Raw genomic sequence first — 24,294 nt, forward strand, 5'->3', positions numbered from 1 at the left:
GGCCCGCGGGCGGGCTCAGGTGCCGTCCCGCTCCTCCGCCCCCACCGACTCGAACCGCCACCGGTGCACCGCCCGGGTCGTCAGCTCTTCCGGGGGCTCCGGCAGTTCGGGGAAGGCGGTGTCCGGGGTACCCGGCCACCACGTGAGGACCAGGACGCGGTCCTGCGGGGCGCGGAAGGTCTCGCGGCGCAGGGGGCGCCGGGGCAGTGGCTGGGCGCGGGCCCAGTCGAGGAGTTCCGGCCCGCGGCCCCCGGCCGCGCGCGCCTCCCACATGCAGGTCGTCACCATGGCGGGCTCGGCGGGCGTCACCGGTACAGGTTCTCCTTCGCCAGCTCGTGCACGTGGTCGTGGGAGTGGCCTCCGTGGCCCCCGTGGCCGTGCCCGTGCCCGTGGCCGTGCTCCTGCGGCCCCTCCGTGTCGGACTCGCCCCGGTCGTGACCGGGCACGTGGGGTTCGGTCACCGGCAGGGAGGAGTCGGCGGACAGCTCCCAGTCCGAGGCGGCGCGGTTGCGGGCGACCATCTCGGCGCCGAGCGCGGCGACCATCGCGCCGTTGTCGGTGCACAGCTTGGGGCGCGGTACGCGCAGCCGGATACCGGCCCGTTCGCAGCGTTCCTCGGCGAGCGCGCGCAGCCGGGAGTTGGCCGCGACGCCGCCGCCGATCATGAGGTGGTCGACGCCCTCGTCCTTGCAGGCACGCACCGCCTTGCGGGTCAGGACGTCCACGACGGCCTCCTGGAAGGACGCCGAGACGTCGCGCACCGGCACGTCCTCGCCCGCGTTGCGCTTCGCCTCGATCCAGCGCGCCACGGCCGTCTTGAGCCCGGAGAAGGAGAAGTCGTACGGCGCGTCGCGCGGCCCGGTGAGCCCGCGCGGGAAGGCGATCGCCCCGGGGTCGCCCTCGCGCGCGTACCGGTCGATGACGGGGCCGCCGGGGAAGCCGAGCTGGAGCACCCGGGCGATCTTGTCGAACGCCTCGCCGGCCGCGTCGTCGATGGTCTGGCCCAGCGGCCGGACGTCGGAGGTGATGTCGGCGGACAGCAGCAGCGAGGAGTGCCCGCCGCTCACCAGCAGCGCCATCGTCGGCTCCGGCAGCGGCCCGTGTTCGAGCTGGTCGACGCAGATGTGGGAGGCGAGGTGGTTGACCCCGTAGAGCGGTTTGCCGAGCGCGTAGGCGTACGCCTTGGCCGCCGAGACGCCGACGAGCAGCGCGCCCGCGAGTCCGGGCCCGGCGGTCACGGAGATCCCGTCGAGGTCGCTCGCGGCGACCTTCGCCTCCTTGAGGGCCCGCCGGATCGTGGGGACCATGGCCTCCAGGTGCGCGCGCGAGGCGACTTCGGGCACGACGCCGCCGAAACGGGCGTGCTCCTCGACGCTGGAGGCGACGGCGTCGGCCAGCAGGGTCGTGCCGCGCACGATGCCGACGCCGGTCTCGTCGCAGGAGGTCTCGATACCGAGGACGAGTGGTTCGTCAGCCATGGCCTGGGGTGTCGCTTTCTTGTGCGGGGTCGGTCTTCGGGCCGGTCTCCCGGCCGGGTTCTTCGGTGTGTTCCGCGACGGCCGGGGCCCCGGCCTCCCCCGTTCCCCCCGGGACCCGCGCGCTGCCCGGGTCGGTGAGCCGCATGACGAGGGCGTCGACGTTGCCCGGCTGGTAGTAGCCGCGCCGGAAGCCGATCGCCTCGAAGCCGAAGCGCTCGTACAGCTTCTGGGCCCGTTCGTTGTCGACGCGGACCTCCAGCATGACCTCGGCGCACTCGAAGGCGGTGGCGCTGCGCAGCAGGTCGGTCAGCAGCCGGGAGCCGAGTCCGGCGCCCCAGGCGGCGCGGGCCACCGCGATCGTCTGGACGTCGGCGAGGTCCCCGGAGGCGGCGAGCCCGCCGTAGCCGAGGAGCTGCCCCTCGGGGCCGGTCGCGACGACGTAGTGCCGGGTCGCGCCGGTGCCCCGGGCGTGCGCGAGTTCGGACCAGAACATGCCGCGCGACCACGCGTCGTCGGGGAAGAGTTCGCGTTCGAGGGCGAGGACGGCGTCGATGTCCCACCAGCGCATCTCGCGCAGTTCCGCCTCGGGGACGGGGGCGGGCGGGGTGGCGGGGCCGGTCGGTGCGGGTGTCACTGCGGGGTGACCACCTTGTAGTTCTTGGGGACCTGCGCGTCGGGCCGGCGCAGGTACAGCGGCCGGGGCGCGGGCAAGTCCTCGCCCGCGGCGATCCGTTCGGCGGCGAGCGCGGCGAGCGCGGCGGCCGAGGCGTGCTCGGGGGCGCGCGCGTCGGGGAAGGTGTCCGGGTAGAGCAGCGCGCCCGCCCCGGCCGCCGGGAGCCCCGCGACCTCCTCGGCGATGTCGGCGGGCCGGTCCACGGCCGGTTCGGTCACGGGCGTGCGGGGGTCCGCGTAGCGCCGCCAGTACACCTCCTTGCGGCGGGCGTCGGTGGCCACGACGAAGGGCCCCTCGACGGGTTCGGCGCCGAGGCCGGCGGCGTACGCGAGGCCGTCGAGGGTGCACAGGCCGTGCACCGGGACGCCGCGCGCGAAGCCGAGGACCTCGGCGGTCGCGAGGCCGACCCGCAGCCCCGTGTAGGGCCCGGGGCCGGTGCCGACGACGAGGCCGGTCAGGTCGGTGAGGGTGACCCCGGCGTCCTTCAGGACCCGGTCGACGGCGGGCAGCAGCAGCTCCCCGTGGCGGCGGGCGTCGACCTGGGCGTCCGAGGCGAGGGTCCGCTCCCCGTCGTGCAGGGCGACGGTGACGGCGGGTGTGGCGGTATCCAGAGCGAGCAAGAGCACGCAAACAGCCTACGGCGCTCATGCCCCCGGCACGCCCTGACCGCCCGTACGCGCCCACCGGGAGGAGGGGTGTGCGCGCTGCTGCTAACGTCACCAGTCGACTCGACGCCCCCGTCGGGCCTCCCCGGGACCGGACCCGGGGACCCGGACTCCGGGCGGGGCGCGCGGACCACGCACAGGAGGCGGCACAGTGGCAGGCAGAAGCTCCGCGGCGGTGGCCGGGCTCACCGTGGCCGCGCTGGCCGGGATCGGCTTCCTGGCCTTCCAGGCGTCCGCGAGCGCCCCCGACCACCTCACCCCCGCGCACCACAGCGGCGCCTCCCCCTCCCCGTCGTCCTCGGCGCCGCCGAAGGGCAAGGGCGGGCCGGGCAAGCCCGGCGCGCAGGCGGCGCCCGCCGTGCCGGCCGACTCCGGGACGGGCCGCCGCGTGGTCTACGCGCTCGACGCGCGCCGCGTGTGGCTGGTCGGCGAGGACGGCAAGGCGCGGCGCAGCTACGAGGTCACGCCGAGTACGGTCAGCCCCTCCCCCGGCAGCTACGCGGTGACGACGCGGACGGAGACGACGCCCGGTTCGGACGGCATCGCGGTCGTGCACGTCGTCCGGTTCGCCCTGGTCGAAGGGGTCACGATCGGTTTCAGCGCGGCCCAGGACGGCTCGACGCCCGCGCCGGACCCGCAGTCGCGTACGGGCGGGGTCCGCGAGTCCCTCAAGGACGCCGAGGCGATGTGGCGGTTCGCCCCCACCGGCACGAAGGTCGTCGTCGTCCCGTAGGTCCTCGTCCCGTAGGTCCCCGGTCCTCGTCCCGTAGGTCTTCGTCCCGTAGTGGGAGTCAGTCACCCGAAGGAGGGGCCGGCCTCCCGGAGCGGGCGCCGGCCTCCAGAAGCGACAGGTCCCGCGGCGGAAGCGAGACGTGCCCCGGCGGGGGCGTGTCGTCCCGCGGCGGCGGTGCGCGACACGAACGGGCGGGGCCGCGCGTCCCCGCCCGGGGGCCGCCGTGCGGGCCCTACGCCGCTTCGGAGCGCCGTTCCCGCCGGTCCCCCGGGCCCTCGCCCGTGCCCGGTCCGCGTGTGTCCCGCTCCTCCGCGCGGCGGGGCGCCGGTGGTGGCGTGGAGACCGCGTTCGCGGCGGCGCAGGAGGCCAGGAGGGTGCTCATCGAGGGGGCCGCGTGCGGCTGGGGGGCGTGCGGGCCTCGGTCGGGGCGTTCGGCCACGGGCATGACTGCCTCCTGTGCTCCAGGCGTGGTTAGGCAGACCTAACCATGTCTCGTGCTCCATGTGACCACGCCACGGGGGCGCGACGCAACATCATGCCGACACCTTGTCGGAAAACCCGCGCCCGCCACTCGCCGCCCCGCCGCCGGACCCGGCCGGACCCGGCCGGACCCGCGGAAGCCGCCGGGGGCTCAGACGGGCTCCTCGCCTCCGGCCGGTGCCTCGTCCAGCCCCTCGCCCAGCGCGGAGAGCGCCGCGACGGTGGCCGGGTCCTGCCAGCGCGGCCCGTACGCGGTGACGGCGACGGTGCGCGTCTCGTCCTGCTCCCCGGGCCCCCCGGCCCCGGTGGCCTCGCCCGCCTGTCCGACGGCGCGGTCGATACGGATCTGGAGGCGTTTCTCCGTCAGCTCCTCGACCACCCCCTCGCCCCATTCGACGACGACGACCGAGTCGGCGAGGGACACGTCGAGATCGAGGTCCTCCATGTCGTCGAGGCCGCCGCCGAGCCGGTAGGCGTCGACGTGCACGAGGGCGGGTCCCGCGCCGAGCGGGGGGTGGACGCGGGCGATGACGAAGGTGGGCGAGGTCACCGCCCCGCGCACGCCGAGCGCCTCCCCGAGGCCCCGGGTCAGCGTGGTCTTGCCCGCGCCCAGCTCGCCGCTGAGCATGACGAGGTCCCCGGGGCGCAGGACGGCGGCGAGGCGGCTGCCGAGGAGGGCCGTCGCCGCCGGCCCGGCCACCGCGAAGGGCGGGACGGCGAGCGCGGTGGGCGGCTCGGCGGGCGGGGCGGTGGGCTCAGGAGTCTGGTGGTGCGCTGCTTCCATGGGAGTTCACGGTAGCGGCTGCGCGGGTCCCGCTCCCCGCGCGTACCAGCAGGTCCGCGAGGTGTTCGTCCACCAGCTCCGGGTGTTCCAGCATGACGAGGTGCCCGCCGTCGCGGACGAGCACGAGGGCGGCGTCCGGCAGGCGCGCGGCGATGGCCTCGCTGTGCGCGACGGGCGTCAGCAGGTCCTTCGTCCCGGCGAGCACGAGCACGGGCAGGTCCGCGAAGTGGTCGAGGGCGCTGACCTTGTCGTGCGCGGCGAAGGCCGGGTAGAACTCGGCGACGACGTCGATGGGGGTGGCCTCGATGAGGCGTTCGGCGAAGCGGGCGACGGCCGGGTCGACGTCCGGAGAGCCGAAGGAGTACCGCTTGACGAGGCCCGCGAAGAGGTCGGCGGTGGCCCTGCGCCCGCGTTCCACGAGCGCCGCCTGGCTGCCGAGCGCCTTGAGCACGCCGGGGACGAAGCGGCGTACGGCGTTGACGCCGACGGCGGGCAGTCCGTAGCTGACCTCGCCGAGCCGCCCGCTGGAGGTGCCGACGAGGGCGACGCCCGCGACCCGCCGCGCGATCAGCTCCGGGTACCGCTCGGCCAGCGCCATGACGGTCATCCCGCCCATCGAGTGGCCGACGAGGACGAGCGGGCCCTCGGGGGCGGCGGCGTCGAGGACGGCCTTCAGGTCGCGGCCGAGCTGTTCGATCGTGACGGGATCGCCCCCGGGTCCCGACTGGGCCTTCCCGCGTCCGGACCGGCCGTGGCTGCGCTGGTCCCAGTAGACGGCGCGGACGGTGCCGCGCAGCGCGGCGCGCTGGAAGTGCCAGGAGTCCTGGCTCAGGCAGTAGCCGTGGCTGAACACGACGGTCGGGAGCGCGGCCCCCGTCCCCGGCGCCCGGTGTCCGGGTTCGTCCACCTCGTAGTACAGCTCGGTGCCGTCCTCGGCGAGGGCCGTGCCGGGGGTGCCGCGCAGGGCGCCGAAGGGGGCCGTCGAGTCGAGGGCGAGCCGGGCCTTCCTGCGCATCCCGCGCCCCACGGTGAGGCGTTCCACGGCGACCCCGGCGGCGGCGCCCGCCGCGAGCACGCCGACGGCCGCGCCCGCGAAACCGGCCCGGCGCCAGGCCCGCGCGGCCGAGTTCGCGTCGGTGACGGCCCCCGCGACGACCTCGCCGAGGGACTCGGACAGCGCGGACACCTGCCCGATGCCGGTACCCGCACCCCCGGCGCCCGCCGCGTGGGCGGCACCGGCTCCGGCGGCTCCGCGCGCGACCGCCCGCGCCCCGCTCTCACCCACGCGCGCCTCCTCGTCCTGAGGACCCCCGGGGTCCCGGAGCAGTCCCGTCTGCCGTACTCGTCCCCCGGCCCGCCGCCGCTTACGCCCGTGGCCTGAATCCGGTGGCTCAGGCGTGCAGGTGGACGCGCGGTACGCGGGCGCCGATCCGCGTGACGATCTCGTAGACGATCGTCCCGGCCGCGCGCGCCCAGTCCTCGGCGCCGGGCTCGCCCTGGTCGCCGGGGCCGAACAGGACGGCCTCGGTCCCGGCGGGGGGCTCCTCGCCGCCGAGGTCGACCACGAACTGGTCCATCGCGACGCGCCCGGCGACGGTGCGCCACTTCCCGGCGACCAGGACGGGCCCGGTGCCGGAGGCGTGCCGGGGGACGCCGTCGCCGTAGCCGAGGGGGACGAGCCCGAGCGTCGTGTCGCCGGGCGTCGTGTACGCGTGCCCGTAGCTGACCCCGTGTCCGCCCGGTACGTGCTTGACGAGGGCGAGCGGCGCCTTCAGCGTCATGACGGGGCGCAGCCCGAAATCGGCCGCGGTGCCCATCTGCGGGCTCGGCGAGAGCCCGTACATCGCGACCCCGGGCCGTACGAGGTCGAAGTGCGCCTCCGGCAGGGTCAGCGTGGCCGGGGAGTTGGCGAGGTGGCGTACCTCGGGGCGCAGCCCGGCGCGCTCCGCGTGGCCGGTCATCTCGTGGAAGAGCGTGATCTGCGCGGCGATCGAGGGGTGGCCGGGTTCGTCGGCGCACGCGAAGTGGGACCACAGGCCGGTCACCCTGATCGCGCCCTCGGCCTCGGCGCGCAGGGCGGCACCGACCAGTTCCGGCCAGTCGGCGGGCTGGCAGCCGGAGCGGCCGAGGCCGGTGTCGGCCTTGAGCTGGACGCGGGCGGCGCGGCCGGCGGCGCGCGCGGCGGCGGTGACCTCGTCGAGGGCCCACATCCCGCTCACGGACACGTCGACGTCGGCCTCGATCGCCTCGCGCCAGGGGCCGCCGGGGGTCCACAGCCAGCACATGAGGCGGCCGTCGAGCCCGGCGGCGCGCAGCGCGAGCGCCTCGGCGGGGGTCGCCGTGCCGAGCCAGTCCGCCCCGGCCTCCCGCGCGGCGCGCGCGCAGGCCACGGCGCCGTGGCCGTAGCCGTCGGCCTTGACGACGGCCATGTACGCGGCACCGGGAGCCCGTTCGCGCAACGTGCGTACGTTGGCGCGCAGTGCGGCCAGATCGATCTCGGCCCTGGGGCCAGGCGCTGACGTGTTCATCGGCCTCAGTGTCTCAGAGGCCCTTCATGTCCCGGTCCCAGGAGGCCCTGACGGGGCGCCGGGCGGGCTCAGGGCCGCGTCGCCGCGGGGCGCGCCCACAGGGGGTCGGCGGCGGAGAGCCAGGCGTCCTGGCGGTCGGCGAGCGGGGCGGACAGCGGCAGCGGCTCGAAGCGGCAGGCGGCCACTGGGCCCGCGTCCGCACGGTCCCCGGCGACGTGGTGTTCCCAGGCGGTGGCGCCCTCCCGGGGCGCCCACAGCAGGAAGTACGTGGTGCGGCAGGGTTCCCCGGTGTCCGGGTGCGGGGCGCTGTCGACGGCGAGGGCGCGGGCGAGGCGCAGTCCGTCGAGACCGGTCTTCTCGCGGACCTCGCGCACGACGGCCTCGGCCGCGCTCTCGCCGTCCCGCACTCCGCCCGCCGGGACCCGCGTCCCCGCCCCGGCCGCGCCGGCGTGGCCGGACACGAGGAGTTCGGGGCCGGCCGCCCCGTAGCGCACGACGTAGGCGGCGACACGCGTTCTCGCAAGGGTCATGGGGACATTGTGCGGCCGTACCGGGACATCCGGCTGGAATCCGCCCCAACGCCGGGTGACGGACGGATGACGCGTCCCGTCCGTCGCCCGGCGCCCCTCACCGCTCCCGGACGTCGCGCCACGCCGCCGGGAGCGCGGCGGCGATGTCGTGGGCGGCGAGGGGCGCCCCGTCCGCCGCGTGGCGTCCGGCGAGTCCGTGCAGGTAGGCGCCTGCCGAGGCGGCGTCGAGCGGGTCGAGCCCGGTGGCGAGCAGGGAGCCGATCAGCCCGGACAGGACGTCCCCGGCCCCGGCGGTCGCGAGCCAGGACGTGCCGGTCGCGTTGACCCGTACGGCGCGGGGCCCCTCGCCCCCGGGGGCGGCGACGAGGGTCGTGGAACCCTTGAGCAGCACGGTGGCGGAGAACCGGCTCGCGAGTTCCCGCACGGAGGCGAGCCGTTGCCGTTCGACCTCGGCACGGTCGGCGCCGAGCAGCCGGGCGGCCTCCCCGGCGTGCGGGGTGAGCAGGGTCGGGGCGGTGCGGGAGCGGATGCGCTCCGGGTCGGCGAGGCTGAGCGCGTCGGCGTCCATGAGCAGCGGGACCCCGGCTTCGAGCACGTCGCGCAGCGCGGCCTCGGCGTCCTCGCCGTCGCCGAGTCCGGGCCCGACGACCCAGGCCTGGACGCGGCCCGCCTCGGAGGGCGGACCGGAGGAGACGAGCGCCTCGGGGAAGCGGGCGGTGACGGCCTCGGCGGCCGGTCCCGCGTAGCGGACCGCGCCCGCGCCCGCGCGCAGCGCCCCGGCGACGGCGAGCACGGGCGCGCCCGGGTAGCGCACGGAGCCTGCGGCGATACCGACGACGCCGCGCCGGTACTTGTCGCTCTCGGCGGCGGGCCGTGGCAGCAGGGCGGCGACGTCGGCGTACTGGAGCGCTTCCAGCTCGGGCGGGGCGCCGTCCGCGCCGGGCAGGTCGAGACCGAGGGGGACCAGGCGCAGGGCGCCCGCGTGCTCGTGCCCGGGGTCGATGAGCAGCCCCGGCTTGTACGTGCCGAAGGTGACGGTCGCGTCGGCGCGCACCGCCTCCCCGGCGACCTCCCCGGTGTCGGCGTTCACGCCGCTGGGCAGGTCCACGGCGACGGTCGTGCCGGGGCCCTCGTGGGCGATCCGGGCGAGGGCGGCGGCGACCGGGCGCAGTCCGCCCTTGCCGCCGATGCCGACGATCCCGTCGAGGACGAGGTCGGCGCGGCGTACGGCCCCGGCCGCCCCGGAGAGCGCGAGCCCGTCCGTCCCGGCGCTCTCGGGGGCCTCGACGACGCGTCCCCCGGTGGCCCGGAGCGCGGCGAGAGCCCCGGGGTGGGCGCGGTCGGGGGAGAGCAGGACGGCGGTGACCCCGGCGCCGCGCCGGGCGAGGCGGGCGCCCGCGTACAGCGCGTCACCGCCGTTGTCGCCGCTTCCGGCCAGGACGGTGACGCGGCGGCCGTAGACACGGCCGAGGATCTCGGCGCAGGCGGCGGCGAGCCCGGCCGCCGCGTGCCGCATGAGCGCCCCCTCGGGGGACTGGGCCATCAGCCGCCGCTCGGCGGCCCGTACGGTGTCGACGCTGTGGGCGGTACGCATGATCCCGAGTCTGCCCCAGATCCGGCGGTTTTCCCGGGCGGCCCCGGACCTTGTGGCCCGGGGTCGGACACGCGGTCGCAGCGGTACGGGGCGCCGCGCCCCTTGACCGCTCGGCGCTCACGGCCCGGGGCCCGTGGTCCGGGCTCCGGGCCGGGGCACGTGCGGGCGGGGCCATGCGGGTGGCGCGGGTACGGGGGGCTCGCGGGGCTCGCGGCGTGCGCCCGGGGCCGCTTCGGCGTCAGCCCAGGGCGAGCGTCGGCTTGTAGAGGTCGATCCACGTGGCGAGGTCGAGGGCGCGTTCGACGACGGCCCGCTGCCCGTCGGTGATGTGCTCCGGGGGCGCGGCGAGCGCCTCCTTCAGGACCGGGGTGCGGCACAGTTCGAGCGCCTGGTGGCGGGAGGCGAGCAGGTCCTCCGCCTGACGTTTGATCGCCGTGAGGTAGGCGGGGTCGAAGCTGCCGGGGTAGCCGCTCTTCTTGCGCTGTACGACGGACTCGGGGAGCACGTCGCGCGTGGCGGCGCGCAGGATGCTCTTCTCCCGTCCGTCGAAGGTCTTCAGCAACCAGGGCGTGTTGAAGACGTAGGAGACGAGGCGGTGGTCGCAGAACGGCACCCTGACCTCCAGGCCGACGGCCATGCTCATCCGGTCCTTGCGGTCCAGCAGCGTGTTGACCATGCGGGTCAGGTGGAGGTAGGAGACCTGCCGCATCCGCTTCTCCAGGCCCTCCTCGCCGTCCTTCGTGGGTACCTCCCGCAGGGCGGTGCGGTAGTGGTCGTCCAGGTAGGTGTCCACCTGGAGTTTCCCGGCGAGGTCCTCGGAGAGCAGTTGCCTGCTGTCGCCGAGCCGGGCGCCGCCGGCCAGCCACGGGAAGGTGCCGGCCTCGCGTCGTTCGTCGTGGAACCACGGGTAGCCGCCGAACACCTCGTCGGCCGACTCCCCGGAGAGCGCCACCGTCGACTGCTCGCGGACCGCCTTGAACAGCAGGTACAGGGAGTTGTCCCGGTCCCCCAGCCCGAGCGGCAGGTCCCGCGCCCCGATGGCGGCGCGCCTGACCGCCGGGTCGGACAGGACGGAGCCGTCGAGCATGATGTCGCGGTGCTCGCTCTTCACGTGCGCGGCGACGGCGTGCACGTAGGGCGTGTCGATGCTCGGTGACACGTCGAGCGCCCGGAAGTTGTCGGCCTGCCCGGGGAAGTCCACGGCGAAGCTGCGGACGGACTCCCCGTCCCGGGCGAGCCGGCGGGCGGCGAGCGCGGTCAGGGCCGAGGAGTCGAGCCCGCCGGAGAGGAGCGTGCAGCGCGGCACGTCGGCTATGAGCTGGCGGGCGACGATGTCCTCCAGTAACTCCCGTACGTGGGCGACCGTCGTCTCCCGATCGTCGGTGTGCTCGGCGGCCTCAAGCCGCCAGTAGGCGTGCTCGCGCAGGCCGTCGCGGCCGACGACGGCGAGGTGGCCGGGCCGCAGTTCGCGCATGCCCTCCCAGACCGCGTGGCCGGGGGTCTTGGCGAAGGAGAAGACCTCCCGCAGTCCGTCGAGGCCGACGACGGGCGCGACGAGCGGGTTGGCGAGGATCGCCTTGGGCTCGGAGCCGAAGAGGACGCCGTCGTCGGTCTCGTAGTAATAGAACGGCTTGATCCCCATGCGGTCGCGGACCATGAGGAGCGTCTCGGTGCGGGAGTCCCAGACGGCGAAGGCGTACATGCCGTTGAGCCGCTCCGGGAGGGACGTGCCCCATTCGGCGTAGCCGCGCAGGACGACCTCGGTGTCCGAGTCCGTCGTGAAGGCGTGGCCCCTGCGGCGCAGTTCGGCGCGCAGCTCGGTGAAGTTGTACGCCTCGCCGGAGTACACGATGCTCACGGGGCCGTCGGGGGTCTCGACGGTCATGGGCTGGGCCCCGCCGGGCAGGTCGATGACGGCGAGCCTGCGGTGTCCGAGCGCCGCCCGGGGGGTCGTCAGGACACCGGCGGCGTCCGGGCCCCGGCAGGACATCGTCTCCGTCATGGCGTCGAGGAGATGGCGGTGGGAGGTGAGGTCGCGGTGGTAGGAGACCCAGCCGGTGATACCGCACACAGTGATCAGCCCTTTCCCTTGCCGAGGAGTTGCCTGTAAAGACCATCTACCTCTCCGGGGCGGGGCCGCTACGGTGCGTCGCGTACCGCGCGCGGTGATGTTTCTCACCGGTAAATTCCCGTTAACGACAGGTTTCGGAGCGCCGGGGAGCACGCACGCGCGCGGGACGTGTGACACCCGCGCGGGCCGGGCCCGGACCGGGCACCGCCTCCTCCGGGCGGTCAGCCGTCCCCGCGGAGCCGGTCGGCGCGGTGGGTGACGGAGCCGATCTGGTCCGCGAGGTCGGGATGGCCCTCCTGGAGGTGGGCGCGGGTGTCGGCCAGGGGGGCGACGAGCCGGGCGGCGTCGTCCTCGGCGAGGGCCTCGGCGAGCCGGGCCACGGGGGTGCGGGCCCGGTCGGGGAGGTCGGTGAGGGCGGTGATCCGCCCCGCGAGCTGGCGCAGTTCGGCGGCGTTGCCCCGGGCCCAGGCCGTGAGGGTGCGGTCGGCGGCGCGGCGGTCGCGGGTGGCCCGCACGCGCTGTTCGCCCGTGCTTCCGGGGGCCCCGGGGCGCACCCGCAGATAGCGCCGCTCCGCCGCCTGGCGGCTGGCGACGCCCAGGGGGTGGGCGAGGTCGGCCCAGCTGGAGCCCGCGGCGCGGGCCGTCTCGATCAGCCCCGGCTCCCAGCCCGCGAGCTGTTCGCGCACCTTGCGCAGGAGGAGGAGGGCGGCCAGGGCCTGGTCCGCGCTGGCCCGCCCGCCGTCCGCTCGTCCGCCGTCCGCCCGCGCGCCGTCCCCGGCGGTGCGGACGGCCTCGTCGATCGCGTCCAGGGCCGCGGCGGCGGCGAAGAACGAGGCGGGGTCGTGGGGCCCGGAGGGCGGCGGGACGGGGGCGCCGGGCCCGGTGGAGGGGGCGGGGTCGCGGGGCTCACGGGCAGCGGTCATGGAAACCTCCGTACGTCACCCTCCGGACGACGAATCGCTTCGTCATCCTCCGGATGACCCTCTCACTTGTCATCGTTTGGATGACATGTTACAACGGTGTCAGACGAAGCGCATTGGCAGTTCCTGCCAGACCTGTGGAGGTGTTTTCGCGATGTTGATGCGCACTGACCCGTTCCGCGAACTCGACCGGCTCGCCCAGCAGCTGACGGGGGTGACCGGCACTTGGTCCAGGCCCTCGGCGATGCCGATGGACGCCTACCGCGAGGGCGAGGAGTACGTGATCGCCCTCGACCTGCCGGGCGTCGCGAAGGACGCGATCGACATCGACGTCGAGCGGAACATGCTCACCGTCAAGGCCGAGCGCCGCCCGGCCGTGAACGCCGACGACGTGCAGATGGAGCTCTCCGAGCGGCCCCTCGGTGTCTTCTCCCGCCAGCTGGTGCTGGCCGACACCCTGGACACCGAGCGCATCACGGCCGACTACGAGGCGGGGGTGCTGACCCTGCGCATCCCGATCGCCGAGCGCGCCAAGCCCCGCAAGATCGCGATCGGCGGGGCGTCCGAGCCCCGGCAGATCGGCGCCTGAGAAAGCGGGCCGCCGCCGCGCACCGGCAGGAGCGCCGGGCGGCGGCCCCTTGAGATGATCGCCCGGAGGGGGCCGTCACCGCGGTGACGGCCCCCTCCGGGCGCGTCCGGGGCCCGCGTCGCCGGGTTCTGGGCCGGGGCCGGTCGCCGTACGGCGGGTTCAGGCGGGTTCAGGCGGGTTCAGGCGGGTTCAGGCGTACGGCGGGTTCAGGCGGGTTCAGGCGAGTTGCAGGACCGCTATCCCGGCGAGCACGGCGGCGCTCGCGGCGAGCCGTCTGCGGCCGAGGCGCTCGTGGAAGACGAGGGTGCCGATGACGGCGGCGATCACGATGCTGGTCTCGCGCAGCGCGGCGATGGTCGCGAGGTCCCCGAACGCCTGGGCCCCGACGACGAGTCCGTACGCGGCGAGCGAGAGCAGCCCGCCGAGCACCCCCGTACGCCAGTCGGGCCGCAGCCGGCGCGCGAATTCCCTGCCGCCCCGGGCCAGGGCGAGCAGGGGCAGGACGGGGCCCTGGAGAAGGAACATCCAGCCGATGTAGCCGAGGACGGTGCCGGACTCCCGTACGCCGGTGCCGTCCACGACGGTGTAGCAGGCGATCATCACCCCGGTGCCGAGCGCGGCGGACAGCGCGGGGAGCTGGGCGCGGCCCGGCAGCCCGTCCGCGAGCGCGAGCCCGGCGAGTCCGGCCGAGATCACGACGACGCCGAGGGCCTGTCCGGGCGGCAGCGTCTGACCGAGGACGAGCGTCGACAGCAGCGCGACCAGCCACGGCGAGGTGCCGCGCGCGATCGGGTACATCTGCCCGAAGTCGCCGAGCCGGTACGCCTGGAGGAGCAGCACCTGATAGACGGCCTGGAGCAGGGCGGAGGCGAGGAGGCAGGGCCAGGCGGCGCCGTCGGGCACCGGGGTGAAGCACGCGATGAGCCCGCCGCACACGGTGTAGACGAGGTTGATCATCACGGTCCTGGCCGCCTTGTCGGAGGCGGCGTGCGACAGGGCGTTCCAGATGGCGTGCAGCAGCGCCGCCGTGAGTACGGCGACCGGGACGCCGGCCATGGGGCTCCTTCCCGTTCCAGGGGTGTTCCGGTTCCCGTTCCAGGGGTGTTCCGGGAGGTCCCGGCTTGCGGAACGGAATTCCAAGCTACCCTAACCATATGGAACAGAATTCCGAGCCGTCGTCGTCGGGCGGTACCGGGCACCCCGGCGGCGCCACGCGCCCCGGCGGCCCCGCGCACCCCACCGGCCTGCCCGCTCTGGTCCGCGCGCACCTGCCCGCGCTGCGCGGCGCCGAGGCGCGGGTGGCGCGGGTCGTCCTGGAACAGGGCGCGAACCTCGTGGGGCTGAGCGTGAGCGAGGTGGCCGCGCTGGCCGGGACGGCGTCCTCCTCGGTCGTGCGGGCCTGCCAGCGGCTGGGCTTCCGGGGCTTCCAGGAGCTGAAGATCGCCGCCGCCCGGCAGGCCCCGGCCCCGGTCACGGAGGCCGGGGACGAAGCGGGCGATCCGGCCGGCCGGGCCCTGTCGGCGACCCTGGCCGCGACGCGGGAGGCGCTGGACGGGCTGTCGGCGACCCTGCCCGCCGCCCGGCTCGGCGAGGCGGCCCGGCTGCTGCACGCGGCGAGCCGGGTCCTGGTGGTGGGCGCGGGCCTGTCGGCGCCGGTCGCGACGGACGCGGCGTACCGGCTGCGCGCGGTGGGCCGCCCGGTGGACGCGCCCGCCGACCCGCTCACCGCCCAGTTGTCGGCGGGCCTGCTGCCCGCTTCGGCGGTGTGTCTCGCGGTGAGCCACACGGGGGCGACGCGCAGCACGGTGGAGGCGGCGCGCCGGGCCCGGCTCCAGGGCGCCGCCGTGATCGCCCTGACCAGCTATGTGCGCTCACCGCTCACCGAGACGAGTGAGGTCGTCCTGGTGGCGGGCGGCCAGGATCTGGTGCTGGGCCTGGAGGCGGTCGCCAGCCGCCTCGCGCACCTCGCGGTCGTGGACGCGCTGACCCTGTGCCTGCTGGAACTGGGCGGCGCCCCGGCCCGCCGCGCCCTGGACCTGTCGGCGGACGTCACGGCGGACCACACGTACTGAGTGGCGTGCGCGCGGAAACGCGTACTGGGACGCGTACGCGCGGAACCACGTACCGGGGGGCGTGCGCGCGGAGCGCGGCGGCTACCCCTCGGCGACGACGACCGCCGAGGCGACCCCCGCGTCGTGGCTGAGCGAGACGTGCCAGTGCCGCACGCCGAGCGCCTCGGCGCGGGCCGCGACGGTGCCGCTCACCCGCAGCCGGGGCCGGCCGCCCTCCTCGGTCCAGATCTCGGCGTCCGTCCAGCGCAGTCCGGGAGGGGCGCCGAGCGCCTTGGCCAGGGCCTCCTTCGCGGCGAACCGGGCGGCGAGCGAGGCGGTGCCCCGGCGCTCCCCGTCCGGCAGGACCGTCTCGGCCTCGACGAACAGCCGGTCGGCGAGGCCCGGGGTGCGCCGCAGCGCCGCCCCGAACCGGTCGATCTCCGCCACGTCGATCCCGACCCCGATGATCACAGCCCGTGCCTCCCGCGCCCGTCCCCGCATACGCAACGTACGTACGGTACGCACCGTACGTACGCCGTGCGTACCAGAGGACGGCACCCCGGCCGGCTCACTCCACGGTCACGGACTTCGCGAGGTTCCTCGGCTGGTCGACCTCGTTGCCCCGGGCGGTCGCGAGTTCGCAGGCGAAGACCTGGAGCGGGACGGTGGCGACGAGCGGCTGGAGCAGGGTCGGCACGCGCGGGACGCGCACGACGTGGTCGGCGTAGGGCTCGACGGCGGTGTCGCCCTCCTCGGCGATGACGAGGGTGCGGGCGCCGCGCGCGCGGATCTCCTGGATGTTGGACACGATCTTGTCGTGCAGGACGGAACGCCCGCGCGGCGAGGGGACGATGACGACGACGGGCAGCCCCTCCTCGATGAGCGCGATCGGCCCGTGCTTGAGTTCCCCGGCGGCGAAGCCCTCGGCGTGCATGTACGCGAGTTCCTTGAGCTTGAGCGCGCCCTCCAGGGCGACGGGGTGGCCGACGTGCCGGCCGAGGAAGAGCACGGTGTCGTGCCCGGCCAGGGAGCGGGCCAGCTCGCGTACGGGTTCCATCGTGTCGAGGACCTGCTCCAGGGCCTCGGGGACCCCGGCCAGTTCGGTGACGACGGTGCGGATCTCGTCGCCGTACTTGGTGCCCCGGTTCTGCGCGAGGTAGAGCGCCACGAGGTAGCAGGCGACGAGCTGGGTCAGGAACGCCTTGGTGGAGGCGACGGCGACCTCGGGCCCGGCGTGCGTGTAGAGCACCGCGTCGGACTCGCGCGGGATGGTCGAGCCGTTGGTGTTGCAGATGGCGAGCACGTGGGCGCCCTGCTCGCGGGCGTGCCGCAGCGCCATGAGGGTGTCCATGGTCTCCCCGGACTGGGAGATCGCGACGACGAGGGTGCGCCCGTCCAGGATCGGGTCGCGGTAGCGGAACTCGCTGGCCAGCTCGACCTCGCAGGGGATGCGGGTCCAGTGCTCGATGGCGTACTTCGCGATGAGCCCCGCGTGGTACGCGGTCCCGCACGCGACGATCACGATCTTGTCGGTCTCGCGCAACACCTGGGGCGGGATGCGCACCTCGTCGAGCGAGAGGGTCCCCGAGGCGTCGATCCGGCCGAGCAGGGTGTCGGAGACGGCCTTGGGCTGTTCGGCGATCTCCTTGAGCATGAAGGAGGCGTATCCGGACTTCTCGGCGGCGGAGGCGTCCCAGTCGACGTGGAAGGTGCGGACGTCGGCGGGGCTCCCGTCGAAACCGGTCACCGCGACGCCGTCCCGGCGCAGCTCGACGACCTGATCCTGGCCGAGTTCGATGGCGGTGCGGGTGTGGTCGATGAAGGCGGTGACGTCGGAGGCGAGGAAGGACTCGCCCTCGCCGACCCCGACGACCAGCGGCGAGTTGCGGCGCGCGCCGACCACGAGGTCCGGCTCGTCGGCGTGCACGGCGACGAGCGTGAAGGCCCCTTCGAGCCGCAGGCACACCAGGCGCATGGCCTGCGCGAGGTCCCCGCAGGAGGAGTAGTCCTCGGCGAGCAGGTGGGCGACGGTCTCGGTGTCGGTCTCCGACTCCAGCCGGTGGCCCCGGGCGCGCAGCTCCTCGCGCAGGGCGGCGAAGTTCTCGATGATCCCGTTGTGGACGACGGCGATGCGGCCCGCGTTGTCGAGGTGCGGATGCGCGTTGACGTCGGTGGGCCCGCCGTGGGTGGCCCACCGGGTGTGCCCGAGGCCGGTCGCGGCGCTCGGCAGGGGGTGTTCGGTCAGCTCCTTCTCCAGGTTGCCGAGCTTGCCCGCCTTCTTCGCCGCGGCGACCTGGCCGTCCGCGAGGACGGCGACGCCCGCCGAGTCGTACCCCCGGTACTCCAGCCGTCTGAGCCCCGCGAGCACGACGTCGAGAGCCGACTGTGAACCGACATATCCCACGATTCCGCACATGACGGCAGCCTAAGCCGGTGCCCCCCGGCCCCCGCGAGAGCGACGCGGGCGGCTGGGCGGACTCACCCCCGGCGTACGTACGGCGGCCCGGGGGACGCGGAGGGCCCGGGGCGCGGGCGAGCGAGCCCGGCGGACGCGGACGGCCCGGGGCGCGGGCGAGCCCGGGGGCTCAGCCCATCCGGTCGCGCGCGTCCTCGACGAGCCGCAGGTACTCGACCTCCTCGCAGCGCGGTTTGCTGCCGAGGCGGTAGCAGTCGAGCTGATCGTCCAGGTCGTCGGCGATGTCCTCGTCCGGGAGGTCCTGGGCGAGCGTCCGCAGATCGTCCCCGGCGGCATCGGGTCCCTCCGGGCCGCCGTCCCCCGCCACGTCCCCGGGCCCACCGGCCACCCGGTGCGCCCCCACCCGCTTCCGTACCCGCGCCCGTACCCGCGCCCGCTTCCCGTCCCACCACGCGGACGCGGCCGTACTCGTCTCCGCGCCCGCGGCCGTCGCACCCGCCCGTGCCCGCGTCCACTGTCGCGACACCGGATCACCCCCAAGGGGCGGAACCTACCCGCGTACGCACAGAGGGTCCACAGGTATGACGGAATGGGGAAGAACGGGGAAGAACGGGGAATAAACGGAATCACCCCCTCCGGGTGATGGACCCCACGCGCCGGGGCCGACACATCGGCGCAACAATGGAACGTGTGATCACCTCACCCCCGAGGAGCGCCCACCGCAGGCCGGAGGCGACTCCCTACGTGGATCTGACCCGCGAGGAGTGGAGCGCGCTGCGCGCGAAGACCCCCCTCCCCTTGACCGCAGAGGAAGTGGAGCGGCTGCGGGGCCTCGGTGACGTCATCGACCTGGACGAGGTCCGCGACGTCTACCTCCCGCTGTCCCGGCTGCTCAACCTGTACGTCGAGGCGAACGACCGGCTGCGCGGCTCCCTGAACACCTTCCTCGGCGAGCAGGGCTCGCAGGCGGGCACGCCCTTCGTCATAGGGGTCGCGGGCAGTGTCGCGGTCGGCAAGTCGACGGTGGCCCGGCTGCTCAAGGCGCTGCTGGCCCGCTGGCCCGAGCACCCCCGGGTGGAGCTGGTGACGACGGACGGCTTCCTGATGCCGATGGCGGAGCTGAAGGAGCGGGGCCTGATGTCCCGCAAGGGTTTCCCCGAGTCCTACGACCGCCGGGCGCTGACCCGTTTCGTCGCCGACATCAAGGCGGGCAAGGATCAGGTCACGGCGCCGGTCTACTCGCACCTGACGTACGACATCGTCCCGGGCGAACTCCTGACCGTCTCCCGGCCCGACATCCTGATCGTGGAGGGCCTCAACGTCCTCCAGCCGGCCCTGCCCGGCAAGGACGGCCGCACGCGGGTGGGCCTCGCGGACTTCTTCGACTTCAGCGTGTACGTGGACGCCCGCCCGCAGGACATCAGGAACTGGTACCTCAACCGCTTCCGCCGCCTGCGCGAGACGGCCTTCCAGGACCCCTCCTCGTACTTCCGCAAGTACACCCAGGTCACGGAGGAGGAGGCCCTCGACTACGCCCGCACCACCTGGCGCACCATCAACGAACCGAATCTGGTGGAGAACGTGGCCCCGACCCGGGGCCGCGCGAGCCTGGTCATCCGCAAGGGGCCCGATCACAAGGTGCAGCGGGTGCGGTTGCGGAAGCTGTGAGGGGGCGGGCGGCTCCGGGCCGGGAGGGCGGGCGGCAGCGCGCCGCGCCCCGTTCCGCCGGCGCGGACCCGTCCCCGGCCCTGCGCACCTCCACCGCCCCCGTCCCCGCGCGGGCGGCTCACGGCAGCCGCGCGACCCCGGTGTAGAACCCACTGCGCTCGGCGGGCGGCACCTCGTCGCCGTCCTGGTACCAGTAGTTGGCGGTGACGAGCCCCGGCGGCAGCAGGTCGAGCCCGGCGAAGAACGGCTCGACCTCGGCCCGGGTACGCATCCGCAGCGGGATCGCGCCCTTGCGGTACGACTCCTTGGTGGTGGCCTCCAGTTCGGGGTGCTCGTCGGCGGTGCCGTGCGACAGGACGAGGTAGCTGCCGGGGGCGAGCGCGTCGAGCAGCGTACGGACGATCCCGTACGGGTCCCCGTCGTCGGGCACGAAGTGCAGCAGCGCGATGAGGGACAGCGCCACCGGACGCCCGAAGTCGAGGAGCCGGCCGGCGCGTTCGACGAGCGCGGCCGGGTCCCGTACGTCCGCGTCGAGGTAGTGGGTCTCCCCCTCGGGTGTGCCGACGAGCAGCGCCTCGGCGTGGCGCAGGACGATCGGGTCGTTGTCGGCGTACACGATCCGCGCGCCGGGCACGATCTCCTGCACGACGCGGTGCAGGTTGGGCTCGGTCGGGATGCCGGTGCCGATGTCCAGGTACTGCTCGACCCCGAGACGCGCGAGGTGGCGGGCGGCCCGGTGCATGAACGCCCGGTTGCGCCGCGCGTTCTCGCGAGCGGCGGCGGGCAGTCCCTCGCCGACGGCCTGGTCGACCGGGTAGTTGTCCTTGCCGCCGAGCAGCCAGTCGTACACCCGCGCCGGGTGCGGCCTGCTCGTGTCGATCCGGGGGTCGGGGCTCACAGCGCACTCTCCAGACGGGCTCGCGACGGAAGCGAAGACGCGGACGGCGTCACCGCGCGTCGTGCGTGGCCTCCAGCATGCCGCACCCGCCCCCGCCGCCACCCACCGGGAGGCCCGCAGGTCACGGGGGTCGGACGGTCCGGACGCTCCCGACGGGCCGCGACGGCACCGGGCCGCGACGGCACCGGGCGCGGCAGGAGACCGGCCGCCGCCGTCCCGCGGTGGTCCAGTGGTCCACCCCTCCCCGGGGCCGCCTACGGTTGTCGGGCGCCGCCCGAGCCGGGCGGCGGGGCCGTATCGGACAACACGGAACGGGAGAAGAAGGTGCCCCAGGTGGAGCTGTGCTGAGGAGAGACCCCGCACCCGAGTCGCGCCGCTCCCCACGGCGGGGCGCGGCCGCGGAGCCGGGCGAGCGGGGAACGTACGACCCCGGGCTGCGCGAGGTGCTGCCCGCGTTCGCGGGCCTGGTCCTCGCGGCGGCGGTACTGGTCCTCCTCCTCGTCCTGTCCTGCCGCGCCTTCGGCGTCCTCCTTCCGGTGCTGGGACTCGCCCTGCTCACGGCGGTCGCGGTGCCGGGGCTGCGCTGGCGCCGGGCGGCGGTCCGCAGGCGGGGCGGTGTCTACACCCCGGCCGAGATAGCGGTACTCGACGACGACGGCCTGGCGACCGCGGCCGAGCGCATACTGCGCCGCGACGGCTGGCGCGTCATCGCCATGCCGACCCGGGGCCGGCCCCGCCTGTTCGCCCGCGACCGGGGCGACCGCCTGCTCGACATCGTGTTCCGCGCCGGGGACGAGCCCTCGGACGAGGACACGCGCACGGGCCCGGCGACCCTGCGGATGGAGTGGCACACGGGCGTCGAGGACCTCGTACGCGTGGTGATCAGCAAGGGAACGTACAGCGAGGAGGACCTCCGCTGGGCCGCCCGCCGGGGCGTGGCCCATCTGGTCGACGGCCACCGGCTCCGGCGCTGGGCCGCCGGGACACCGCTGGACGAGTTGGGGCTCCCGGGCTGACACGGATGCTGACGCAGGCCGCTGACACGGATGCTGACGCACCTGGAAGACGCCCCTGGAAGCGGTGCGGGGGTAACAGGCGTGACGCGTACACCCGTTGTCGGACGCGGCTGGCATCGTCCCCGCTATGGACACCGGCCCCACCACCCCGCCGAGGCCGTTCGACGTGACCGCGCTCTTCCCCCGACTGGCTGCGGGACCAGCTGGACGACATGAGCCGCTGGGAGACGATCGACCCCGCGCGGTACAAGGCGTACGCGGAGGTCCCGCTCCTCACCATCGCCTCCTCGGAATGGGACGGCGGCAGCGGGACCTGGATCGCCGAGGAGGACGATCCGGCCAGGGCCCCGCTTCCCCTGGGCGCCCGGGACGGCGACTTCACCCTGATCGGCATGGCCGGCGACGACAACCTGCGACTCCATGTGTGCCCGGCCACCCCGGACCATCCCCACATCGCCCTGCTCCAGTGAGGAGGCGCGCAGGCCCCCGGGCCCGGCTACCGGACCTGCCGCTGGGCCCGCACGACGCGCTCCACCAGCTCCGGTACCCATTCGACGTACTCGACCTCCGCTCCCCCGCGATGGCGCGCGTACAGGAACCGGCCGGTGGCACTGGCGCTCTCCGGTGTGGTGATCTCCGCGCCGGCGGCCGCCAGCGTCCCGGTGAGGGCGTCGAGGTCGTCGACGATCACGGTGGCACTGGCGTGGGAGTACCGGGCACGCTCCCCGGGCGGCCCCGCGATGACGAGGAAGTCACCGATCGCCGCGAGTTCGACGGAACCGAAGGCGAAGCGGAGGTCGGGCTCCGCGCCGGTCAGCTCCCGCAGCAGTACGAGTGACGCGTCCAGCTCGTCGGTCCACAGGCGTGCGTACGTCTTGAGGATGGTCATGGCGTGCCCTCCGGTCACTTGTGCCTACCTGATAACCGTAGGAGAGTGCGCAGGTCAGAGGGAAGAACGCACTTTTCCGAAAGAAGGGCACCTCGTGGTTACCGAAGAATCCGGACGCGTCCCGGAGGACGCCGACGTGACGCGTGCCCACTCCCTCGCGCGGGAGATCTTCTCCGGTATCGCGAACAAGTGGACGCTCTTGGTGGTCACCGTCCTCGGCGAGCGCACCCTGCGTTTCACGGAGCTTCGCGGCGAGGTGGAGGGCATCAGCCACAAGATGCTCACGCAGACGCTGCGCGGTCTCGAACGCGACGGGCTCGTCGAGCGCACCGTCTACCCGACCGTGCCGCCACGCGTGGAGTACGCCCTCACGGACGCGGGCCGGTCGCTGCGGCAGACCGTCTACGGCATGTGCGGGTGGACGCGCCGGCACCTGGAACACATCGAGGAGTCCCGCGAGCGATTCGACCGGGCCTCGAAGACCCCGGTGGGGCCCGTCGGGGGCCGGGCGACGACAGGCGGTCGCTGACCGTACTGGGGCACGGCCGGGGTCACCGGACCTCGAGGGCCTGGGCGAGCCGCGCCACGCCGTCGGGCGAACCCTCCGCCCCGCCTGACCTGACGCGGCGACACGGCCCGGCCGGGACGCCGGCCGAGCCCTGCCCGACGTGCCGCTATCGCCTCACGCTGCCGAGCCGTCTCGCGGACCAGAGGACTCGCCCTGGTTGCCTTCTTCGCGCTCCGACCTGGCCTTCCGGTACGTCGCAGCCATGTTCAGACCTGCCGCTACGACGCCGAACACACCGGCGACGAGCTGAAGAGCGTCGTGCATCGGATGGGCCCTCCCAGACAAGGGGACCGGGCCCGGCGAAAGGGCATGGCAAGGCACGGTCCACCAAAACGGTGTCCGCTCCTGCCATCGCCCCAGAGCATTCCCCAGCCTGGGGACTCGTGGCTATGTGTATTCAAGGCGCCTGGCCGACAGCGCCGTACAGACGCTGAAGGAACTCGACTCGACGCGTTCGCTGCGGGCGGCCCCTCAAGGCAGCGTCTCATCTGCTCCGCACTATCCGACACCCCGGCCCTACGCACAACCCCCGTAGGCGGACGGGGTACTCGCCACCCGTCCCCGCCCCGCCCCGCCCCGCCCCGCGAGAGGGCCTCTCCGGACGGACAGCACGGAGCCCCGCCGTGCGACACCGCACGACGGGGCAACCGCGCATCACTGCGCGCTGAACGAGACGGTCAGACAGCGGCGGTCTTGACGTCCGCCACGAAGGACGAGAACGCCTCAGCGGCAACGGTCAGCACCGGACCGCTCGGGTTCTTCGAGTCACGGACGGGGACCACGCCGCGCGAGCCGGCGAGGTTGGCGGCTACCTCGATGCAGTCGCCGCCGTTGGAGCTGTAGGAGGACTTGCGCCAACGAGGCTCGTTAGTCACGGGCTTACCCTTTCGCACTCTGGATCATGGCCACGGAAGCCGCTTGCGACAACGCTTCGGCCTGGAGGTGATGGTATGCGTTCAGCGTAGAAAGGACGAACGTGCTTTCGCGGTCAACATTGCCCTGAGCGTGGGACTCCGCGTAAGCGACCATCGTCCGATCGGCCATGGTCAGCAAGTTGACCGGAAGGTTGAACGGCCTTCGTTCGCCTAAGACGAACGGCGATACCTGGAGCACCGTGTTGGGAAGTGCGGCGAACTCGACCAGCCGCTGAAGTTGGGCGTTCATGACTTCCGCGCCACCCACCAGATGCCGAAGACAACTCTCATCCATCACGACCAACATCATCGGAGGACGTGACCGTGTCAGTGCGGCTTGCCGTTCGGCGAGGACAGCGACCCGTCCGTCTGCCTGCTCAGGCGTGATGGCACCACGCCGTACATCACCGTCCGCCAACGCCCTCGCGTACTCGGGTGTCTGCAATAGCCCTGGCACGAGTCCGACTTGGAACAGCCGGATCTCGACCGCCCGGCCCTCATAGCCGATGTACTCCGAGAAACCCTCGAGCAACGACCCGTTCCGGATCTCCCCCCATCGGCGTTCGAAGGTGTCCGTCGTGCCCGCAGTACCGAGGGCCAGGTCCGCACTGCGCGAAAACCGCAGAGTCGGGGACTTGCGATTGGTTTCGACCGCCGAGACGTGGGTTCCGGAGTACCCCATCCGCTCGCCCAGCTCGTCCTGCGTCCAGCCGCGCGCCTCCCGTAAGCTGCGCAGCTTTGCCCCGTAGGCGGCCTGGGGGCTGGTGTCGGGGTTCAACTCCTTCACGTTCATTGCCCTTCGCGCCTTTCTCCGTGCCTGAATGACAAG

Annotated in this window: 27 protein-coding genes; 7 read left to right on the forward strand and 20 right to left on the reverse strand. The window is 74.3% G+C overall.

Annotated features, from left to right (window positions below):
• Positions 1–15: 15 nt before the first annotated feature.
• The 4 genes from ACFYMP_RS25050 to tsaB all read right to left on the reverse strand — a co-directional run bounded on the left by ACFYMP_RS25050 (position 16) and on the right by tsaB (position 2,777).
• On the reverse strand, positions 16–288 hold the full coding sequence (locus ACFYMP_RS25050) for a hypothetical protein (protein ID WP_388861816.1): 273 nt from the start codon (positions 286–288) through the stop codon (positions 16–18).
• A gap of 17 nt (positions 289–305) precedes the next feature.
• Positions 306–1,478 (reverse strand): tRNA (adenosine(37)-N6)-threonylcarbamoyltransferase complex transferase subunit TsaD, encoded by a 1,173-nt coding sequence (gene tsaD / locus ACFYMP_RS25055; RefSeq protein WP_388861681.1) that lies wholly within the window; start codon positions 1,476–1,478, stop codon positions 306–308.
• Positions 1,471–2,046, reverse strand: coding sequence for a ribosomal protein S18-alanine N-acetyltransferase (gene rimI, locus ACFYMP_RS25060; RefSeq protein WP_388861818.1), 576 nt, complete (start codon positions 2,044–2,046; stop codon positions 1,471–1,473). Before rimI ends, tsaD begins: the two co-directional genes overlap by 8 nt.
• A gap of 62 nt (positions 2,047–2,108) precedes the next feature.
• Positions 2,109–2,777 carry a tRNA (adenosine(37)-N6)-threonylcarbamoyltransferase complex dimerization subunit type 1 TsaB gene (gene tsaB, locus ACFYMP_RS25065; protein WP_388861683.1) on the reverse strand — a complete coding sequence of 223 codons (669 nt, stop codon included), beginning with the start codon at positions 2,775–2,777 and terminating at the stop codon, positions 2,109–2,111.
• Positions 2,778–2,967: 190 nt separating this feature from the next.
• Here tsaB and ACFYMP_RS25070 point away from each other — a divergent pair, with 190 nt between their 5' ends.
• Positions 2,968–3,549, forward strand: coding sequence for a L,D-transpeptidase (locus tag ACFYMP_RS25070; RefSeq protein WP_388861685.1), 582 nt, complete (start codon positions 2,968–2,970; stop codon positions 3,547–3,549).
• A gap of 232 nt (positions 3,550–3,781) precedes the next feature.
• Here ACFYMP_RS25070 and ACFYMP_RS25075 read toward each other — a convergent pair whose 3' ends face one another.
• The 8 genes from ACFYMP_RS25075 to ACFYMP_RS25110 form a co-directional block, all read right to left on the reverse strand.
• Positions 3,782–3,994: a hypothetical protein gene (locus ACFYMP_RS25075; protein WP_388861687.1), complete on the reverse strand. Its 213-nt coding sequence runs from the start codon at positions 3,992–3,994 to the stop codon at positions 3,782–3,784.
• Between the two features lie 186 nt (positions 3,995–4,180).
• A complete protein-coding gene (tsaE, locus tag ACFYMP_RS25080; RefSeq protein WP_388861689.1) occupies positions 4,181–4,813 on the reverse strand; it encodes a tRNA (adenosine(37)-N6)-threonylcarbamoyltransferase complex ATPase subunit type 1 TsaE in 633 nt (210 codons plus the stop codon).
• The gene (locus ACFYMP_RS25085; protein WP_388861820.1) at positions 4,785–5,990 is read right to left on the reverse strand and encodes an alpha/beta fold hydrolase; all 1,206 of its coding nucleotides are present in this window, start codon (positions 5,988–5,990) and stop codon (positions 4,785–4,787) included. The genes tsaE and ACFYMP_RS25085 overlap by 29 nt, the downstream gene beginning before the upstream one ends.
• 214 nt (positions 5,991–6,204) lie before the next feature.
• Positions 6,205–7,341, reverse strand: coding sequence for an alanine racemase (alr, locus tag ACFYMP_RS25090; protein ID WP_388861691.1), 1,137 nt, complete (start codon positions 7,339–7,341; stop codon positions 6,205–6,207).
• A gap of 68 nt (positions 7,342–7,409) precedes the next feature.
• Positions 7,410–7,871 (reverse strand): NUDIX domain-containing protein, encoded by a 462-nt coding sequence (locus tag ACFYMP_RS25095; RefSeq protein WP_388861693.1) that lies wholly within the window; start codon positions 7,869–7,871, stop codon positions 7,410–7,412.
• Between the two features lie 97 nt (positions 7,872–7,968).
• On the reverse strand, positions 7,969–9,465 hold the full coding sequence (locus ACFYMP_RS25100) for an NAD(P)H-hydrate dehydratase (RefSeq protein ID WP_388861695.1): 1,497 nt from the start codon (positions 9,463–9,465) through the stop codon (positions 7,969–7,971).
• A gap of 238 nt (positions 9,466–9,703) precedes the next feature.
• On the reverse strand, positions 9,704–11,536 hold the full coding sequence (gene asnB / locus ACFYMP_RS25105) for an asparagine synthase (glutamine-hydrolyzing) (protein WP_388861697.1): 1,833 nt from the start codon (positions 11,534–11,536) through the stop codon (positions 9,704–9,706).
• A gap of 221 nt (positions 11,537–11,757) precedes the next feature.
• Positions 11,758–12,459 (reverse strand): type III effector protein, encoded by a 702-nt coding sequence (locus tag ACFYMP_RS25110; protein WP_388861699.1) that lies wholly within the window; start codon positions 12,457–12,459, stop codon positions 11,758–11,760.
• A gap of 151 nt (positions 12,460–12,610) precedes the next feature.
• On the opposite strand from ACFYMP_RS25110, the gene ACFYMP_RS25115 reads away from it, so the two are divergent.
• The gene (locus ACFYMP_RS25115) at positions 12,611–13,045 is read left to right on the forward strand and encodes an Hsp20/alpha crystallin family protein (RefSeq protein ID WP_388861701.1); all 435 of its coding nucleotides are present in this window, start codon (positions 12,611–12,613) and stop codon (positions 13,043–13,045) included.
• 216 nt (positions 13,046–13,261) lie between these two features.
• On the opposite strand, the gene ACFYMP_RS25120 is transcribed toward ACFYMP_RS25115, so the two are convergent.
• Positions 13,262–14,101, reverse strand: coding sequence for an EamA family transporter (locus ACFYMP_RS25120; protein ID WP_388861703.1), 840 nt, complete (start codon positions 14,099–14,101; stop codon positions 13,262–13,264).
• Between the two features lie 98 nt (positions 14,102–14,199).
• Between ACFYMP_RS25120 and ACFYMP_RS25125 the strand changes: the two genes are divergently transcribed.
• Positions 14,200–15,117 carry a MurR/RpiR family transcriptional regulator gene (locus ACFYMP_RS25125; protein ID WP_388861705.1) on the forward strand — a complete coding sequence of 306 codons (918 nt, stop codon included), beginning with the start codon at positions 14,200–14,202 and terminating at the stop codon, positions 15,115–15,117.
• Between the two features lie 81 nt (positions 15,118–15,198).
• Here ACFYMP_RS25125 and ACFYMP_RS25130 read toward each other — a convergent pair whose 3' ends face one another.
• The 3 genes from ACFYMP_RS25130 to ACFYMP_RS25140 all read right to left on the reverse strand — a co-directional run bounded on the left by ACFYMP_RS25130 (position 15,199) and on the right by ACFYMP_RS25140 (position 18,038).
• The gene (locus tag ACFYMP_RS25130; protein WP_388861707.1) at positions 15,199–15,567 is read right to left on the reverse strand and encodes a holo-ACP synthase; all 369 of its coding nucleotides are present in this window, start codon (positions 15,565–15,567) and stop codon (positions 15,199–15,201) included.
• Between the two features lie 97 nt (positions 15,568–15,664).
• Positions 15,665–17,512: a glutamine--fructose-6-phosphate transaminase (isomerizing) gene (glmS, locus tag ACFYMP_RS25135; RefSeq protein WP_388861709.1), complete on the reverse strand. Its 1,848-nt coding sequence runs from the start codon at positions 17,510–17,512 to the stop codon at positions 15,665–15,667.
• 169 nt (positions 17,513–17,681) lie between these two features.
• Positions 17,682–18,038: a hypothetical protein gene (locus tag ACFYMP_RS25140; protein ID WP_388861711.1), complete on the reverse strand. Its 357-nt coding sequence runs from the start codon at positions 18,036–18,038 to the stop codon at positions 17,682–17,684.
• 155 nt (positions 18,039–18,193) lie between these two features.
• Here ACFYMP_RS25140 and coaA point away from each other — a divergent pair, with 155 nt between their 5' ends.
• Entirely contained in the window at positions 18,194–19,180 is a 987-nt protein-coding gene (gene coaA / locus ACFYMP_RS25145) for a type I pantothenate kinase (RefSeq protein ID WP_388861713.1), read from the forward strand.
• Between the two features lie 118 nt (positions 19,181–19,298).
• Here the strand turns inward: coaA and ACFYMP_RS25150 are convergent, their stop codons facing one another.
• Entirely contained in the window at positions 19,299–20,078 is a 780-nt protein-coding gene (locus ACFYMP_RS25150; RefSeq protein ID WP_388861715.1) for an SAM-dependent methyltransferase, read from the reverse strand.
• A gap of 341 nt (positions 20,079–20,419) precedes the next feature.
• On the opposite strand from ACFYMP_RS25150, the gene ACFYMP_RS25155 reads away from it, so the two are divergent.
• Together ACFYMP_RS25155 and ACFYMP_RS25160 are read left to right on the forward strand one after the other, a co-directional pair.
• A complete protein-coding gene (locus tag ACFYMP_RS25155) occupies positions 20,420–21,094 on the forward strand; it encodes a hypothetical protein (RefSeq protein WP_388861716.1) in 675 nt (224 codons plus the stop codon).
• Between the two features lie 212 nt (positions 21,095–21,306).
• Positions 21,307–21,564, forward strand: coding sequence for a hypothetical protein (locus ACFYMP_RS25160; RefSeq protein ID WP_388861718.1), 258 nt, complete (start codon positions 21,307–21,309; stop codon positions 21,562–21,564).
• Positions 21,565–21,590: 26 nt separating this feature from the next.
• On the opposite strand, the gene ACFYMP_RS25165 is transcribed toward ACFYMP_RS25160, so the two are convergent.
• Complete coding sequence (locus tag ACFYMP_RS25165; protein WP_388861720.1) at positions 21,591–21,983, reverse strand: VOC family protein; 393 nt, start codon at positions 21,981–21,983, stop codon at positions 21,591–21,593.
• A gap of 94 nt (positions 21,984–22,077) precedes the next feature.
• Between ACFYMP_RS25165 and ACFYMP_RS25170 the strand changes: the two genes are divergently transcribed.
• On the forward strand, positions 22,078–22,512 hold the full coding sequence (locus ACFYMP_RS25170) for a winged helix-turn-helix transcriptional regulator (RefSeq protein ID WP_388861722.1): 435 nt from the start codon (positions 22,078–22,080) through the stop codon (positions 22,510–22,512).
• 716 nt (positions 22,513–23,228) lie between these two features.
• Here the strand turns inward: ACFYMP_RS25170 and ACFYMP_RS25175 are convergent.
• Entirely contained in the window at positions 23,229–23,426 is a 198-nt protein-coding gene (locus ACFYMP_RS25175) for a DUF397 domain-containing protein (RefSeq protein ID WP_388861724.1), read from the reverse strand.
• A 4-nt stretch (positions 23,427–23,430) separates the two neighbouring features.
• Positions 23,431–24,258 carry a helix-turn-helix domain-containing protein gene (locus ACFYMP_RS25180; protein WP_388861726.1) on the reverse strand — a complete coding sequence of 276 codons (828 nt, stop codon included), beginning with the start codon at positions 24,256–24,258 and terminating at the stop codon, positions 23,431–23,433.
• Between the last annotated feature and the right edge of the window lie 36 nt (positions 24,259–24,294).

The sequence above is a fragment of the Streptomyces sp. NPDC007088 genome (assembly GCF_042869355.1).
In the GTDB taxonomy this organism is placed as follows: Bacteria; Actinomycetota; Actinomycetes; order Streptomycetales; family Streptomycetaceae; genus Streptomyces.

Bases quoted from the DNA above. Each gene is read 5' to 3' on its own strand.
- glmS (WP_388861709.1), bottom strand. From the start codon at position 17,512: ATGTGCGGAATCGTGGGATATGTCGGTTCACAGTCGGCTCTCGACGTC.
- alr (WP_388861691.1), bottom strand. From the start codon at position 7,341: ATGAACACGTCAGCGCCTGGCCCCAGGGCCGAGATCGATCTGGCCGCA.
- ACFYMP_RS25050 (WP_388861816.1), bottom strand. From the start codon at position 288: ATGGTGACGACCTGCATGTGGGAGGCGCGCGCGGCCGGGGGCCGCGGG.
- coaA (WP_388861713.1), top strand. From the start codon at position 18,194: ATGGAACGTGTGATCACCTCACCCCCGAGGAGCGCCCACCGCAGGCCG.
- ACFYMP_RS25180 (WP_388861726.1), bottom strand. From the start codon at position 24,258: ATGAACGTGAAGGAGTTGAACCCCGACACCAGCCCCCAGGCCGCCTAC.
- tsaE (WP_388861689.1), bottom strand. From the start codon at position 4,813: ATGGAAGCAGCGCACCACCAGACTCCTGAGCCCACCGCCCCGCCCGCC.
- ACFYMP_RS25095 (WP_388861693.1), bottom strand. From the start codon at position 7,871: ATGACCCTTGCGAGAACGCGTGTCGCCGCCTACGTCGTGCGCTACGGG.
- tsaD (WP_388861681.1), bottom strand. From the start codon at position 1,478: ATGGCTGACGAACCACTCGTCCTCGGTATCGAGACCTCCTGCGACGAG.
- ACFYMP_RS25125 (WP_388861705.1), top strand. From the start codon at position 14,200: ATGGAACAGAATTCCGAGCCGTCGTCGTCGGGCGGTACCGGGCACCCC.
- ACFYMP_RS25075 (WP_388861687.1), bottom strand. From the start codon at position 3,994: ATGCCCGTGGCCGAACGCCCCGACCGAGGCCCGCACGCCCCCCAGCCG.
- ACFYMP_RS25115 (WP_388861701.1), top strand. From the start codon at position 12,611: ATGTTGATGCGCACTGACCCGTTCCGCGAACTCGACCGGCTCGCCCAG.
- ACFYMP_RS25160 (WP_388861718.1), top strand. From the start codon at position 21,307: ATGAGCCGCTGGGAGACGATCGACCCCGCGCGGTACAAGGCGTACGCG.
- ACFYMP_RS25100 (WP_388861695.1), bottom strand. From the start codon at position 9,465: ATGCGTACCGCCCACAGCGTCGACACCGTACGGGCCGCCGAGCGGCGG.
- rimI (WP_388861818.1), bottom strand. From the start codon at position 2,046: ATGCGCTGGTGGGACATCGACGCCGTCCTCGCCCTCGAACGCGAACTC.
- ACFYMP_RS25120 (WP_388861703.1), bottom strand. From the start codon at position 14,101: ATGGCCGGCGTCCCGGTCGCCGTACTCACGGCGGCGCTGCTGCACGCC.
- ACFYMP_RS25110 (WP_388861699.1), bottom strand. From the start codon at position 12,459: ATGACCGCTGCCCGTGAGCCCCGCGACCCCGCCCCCTCCACCGGGCCC.
- ACFYMP_RS25165 (WP_388861720.1), bottom strand. From the start codon at position 21,983: ATGACCATCCTCAAGACGTACGCACGCCTGTGGACCGACGAGCTGGAC.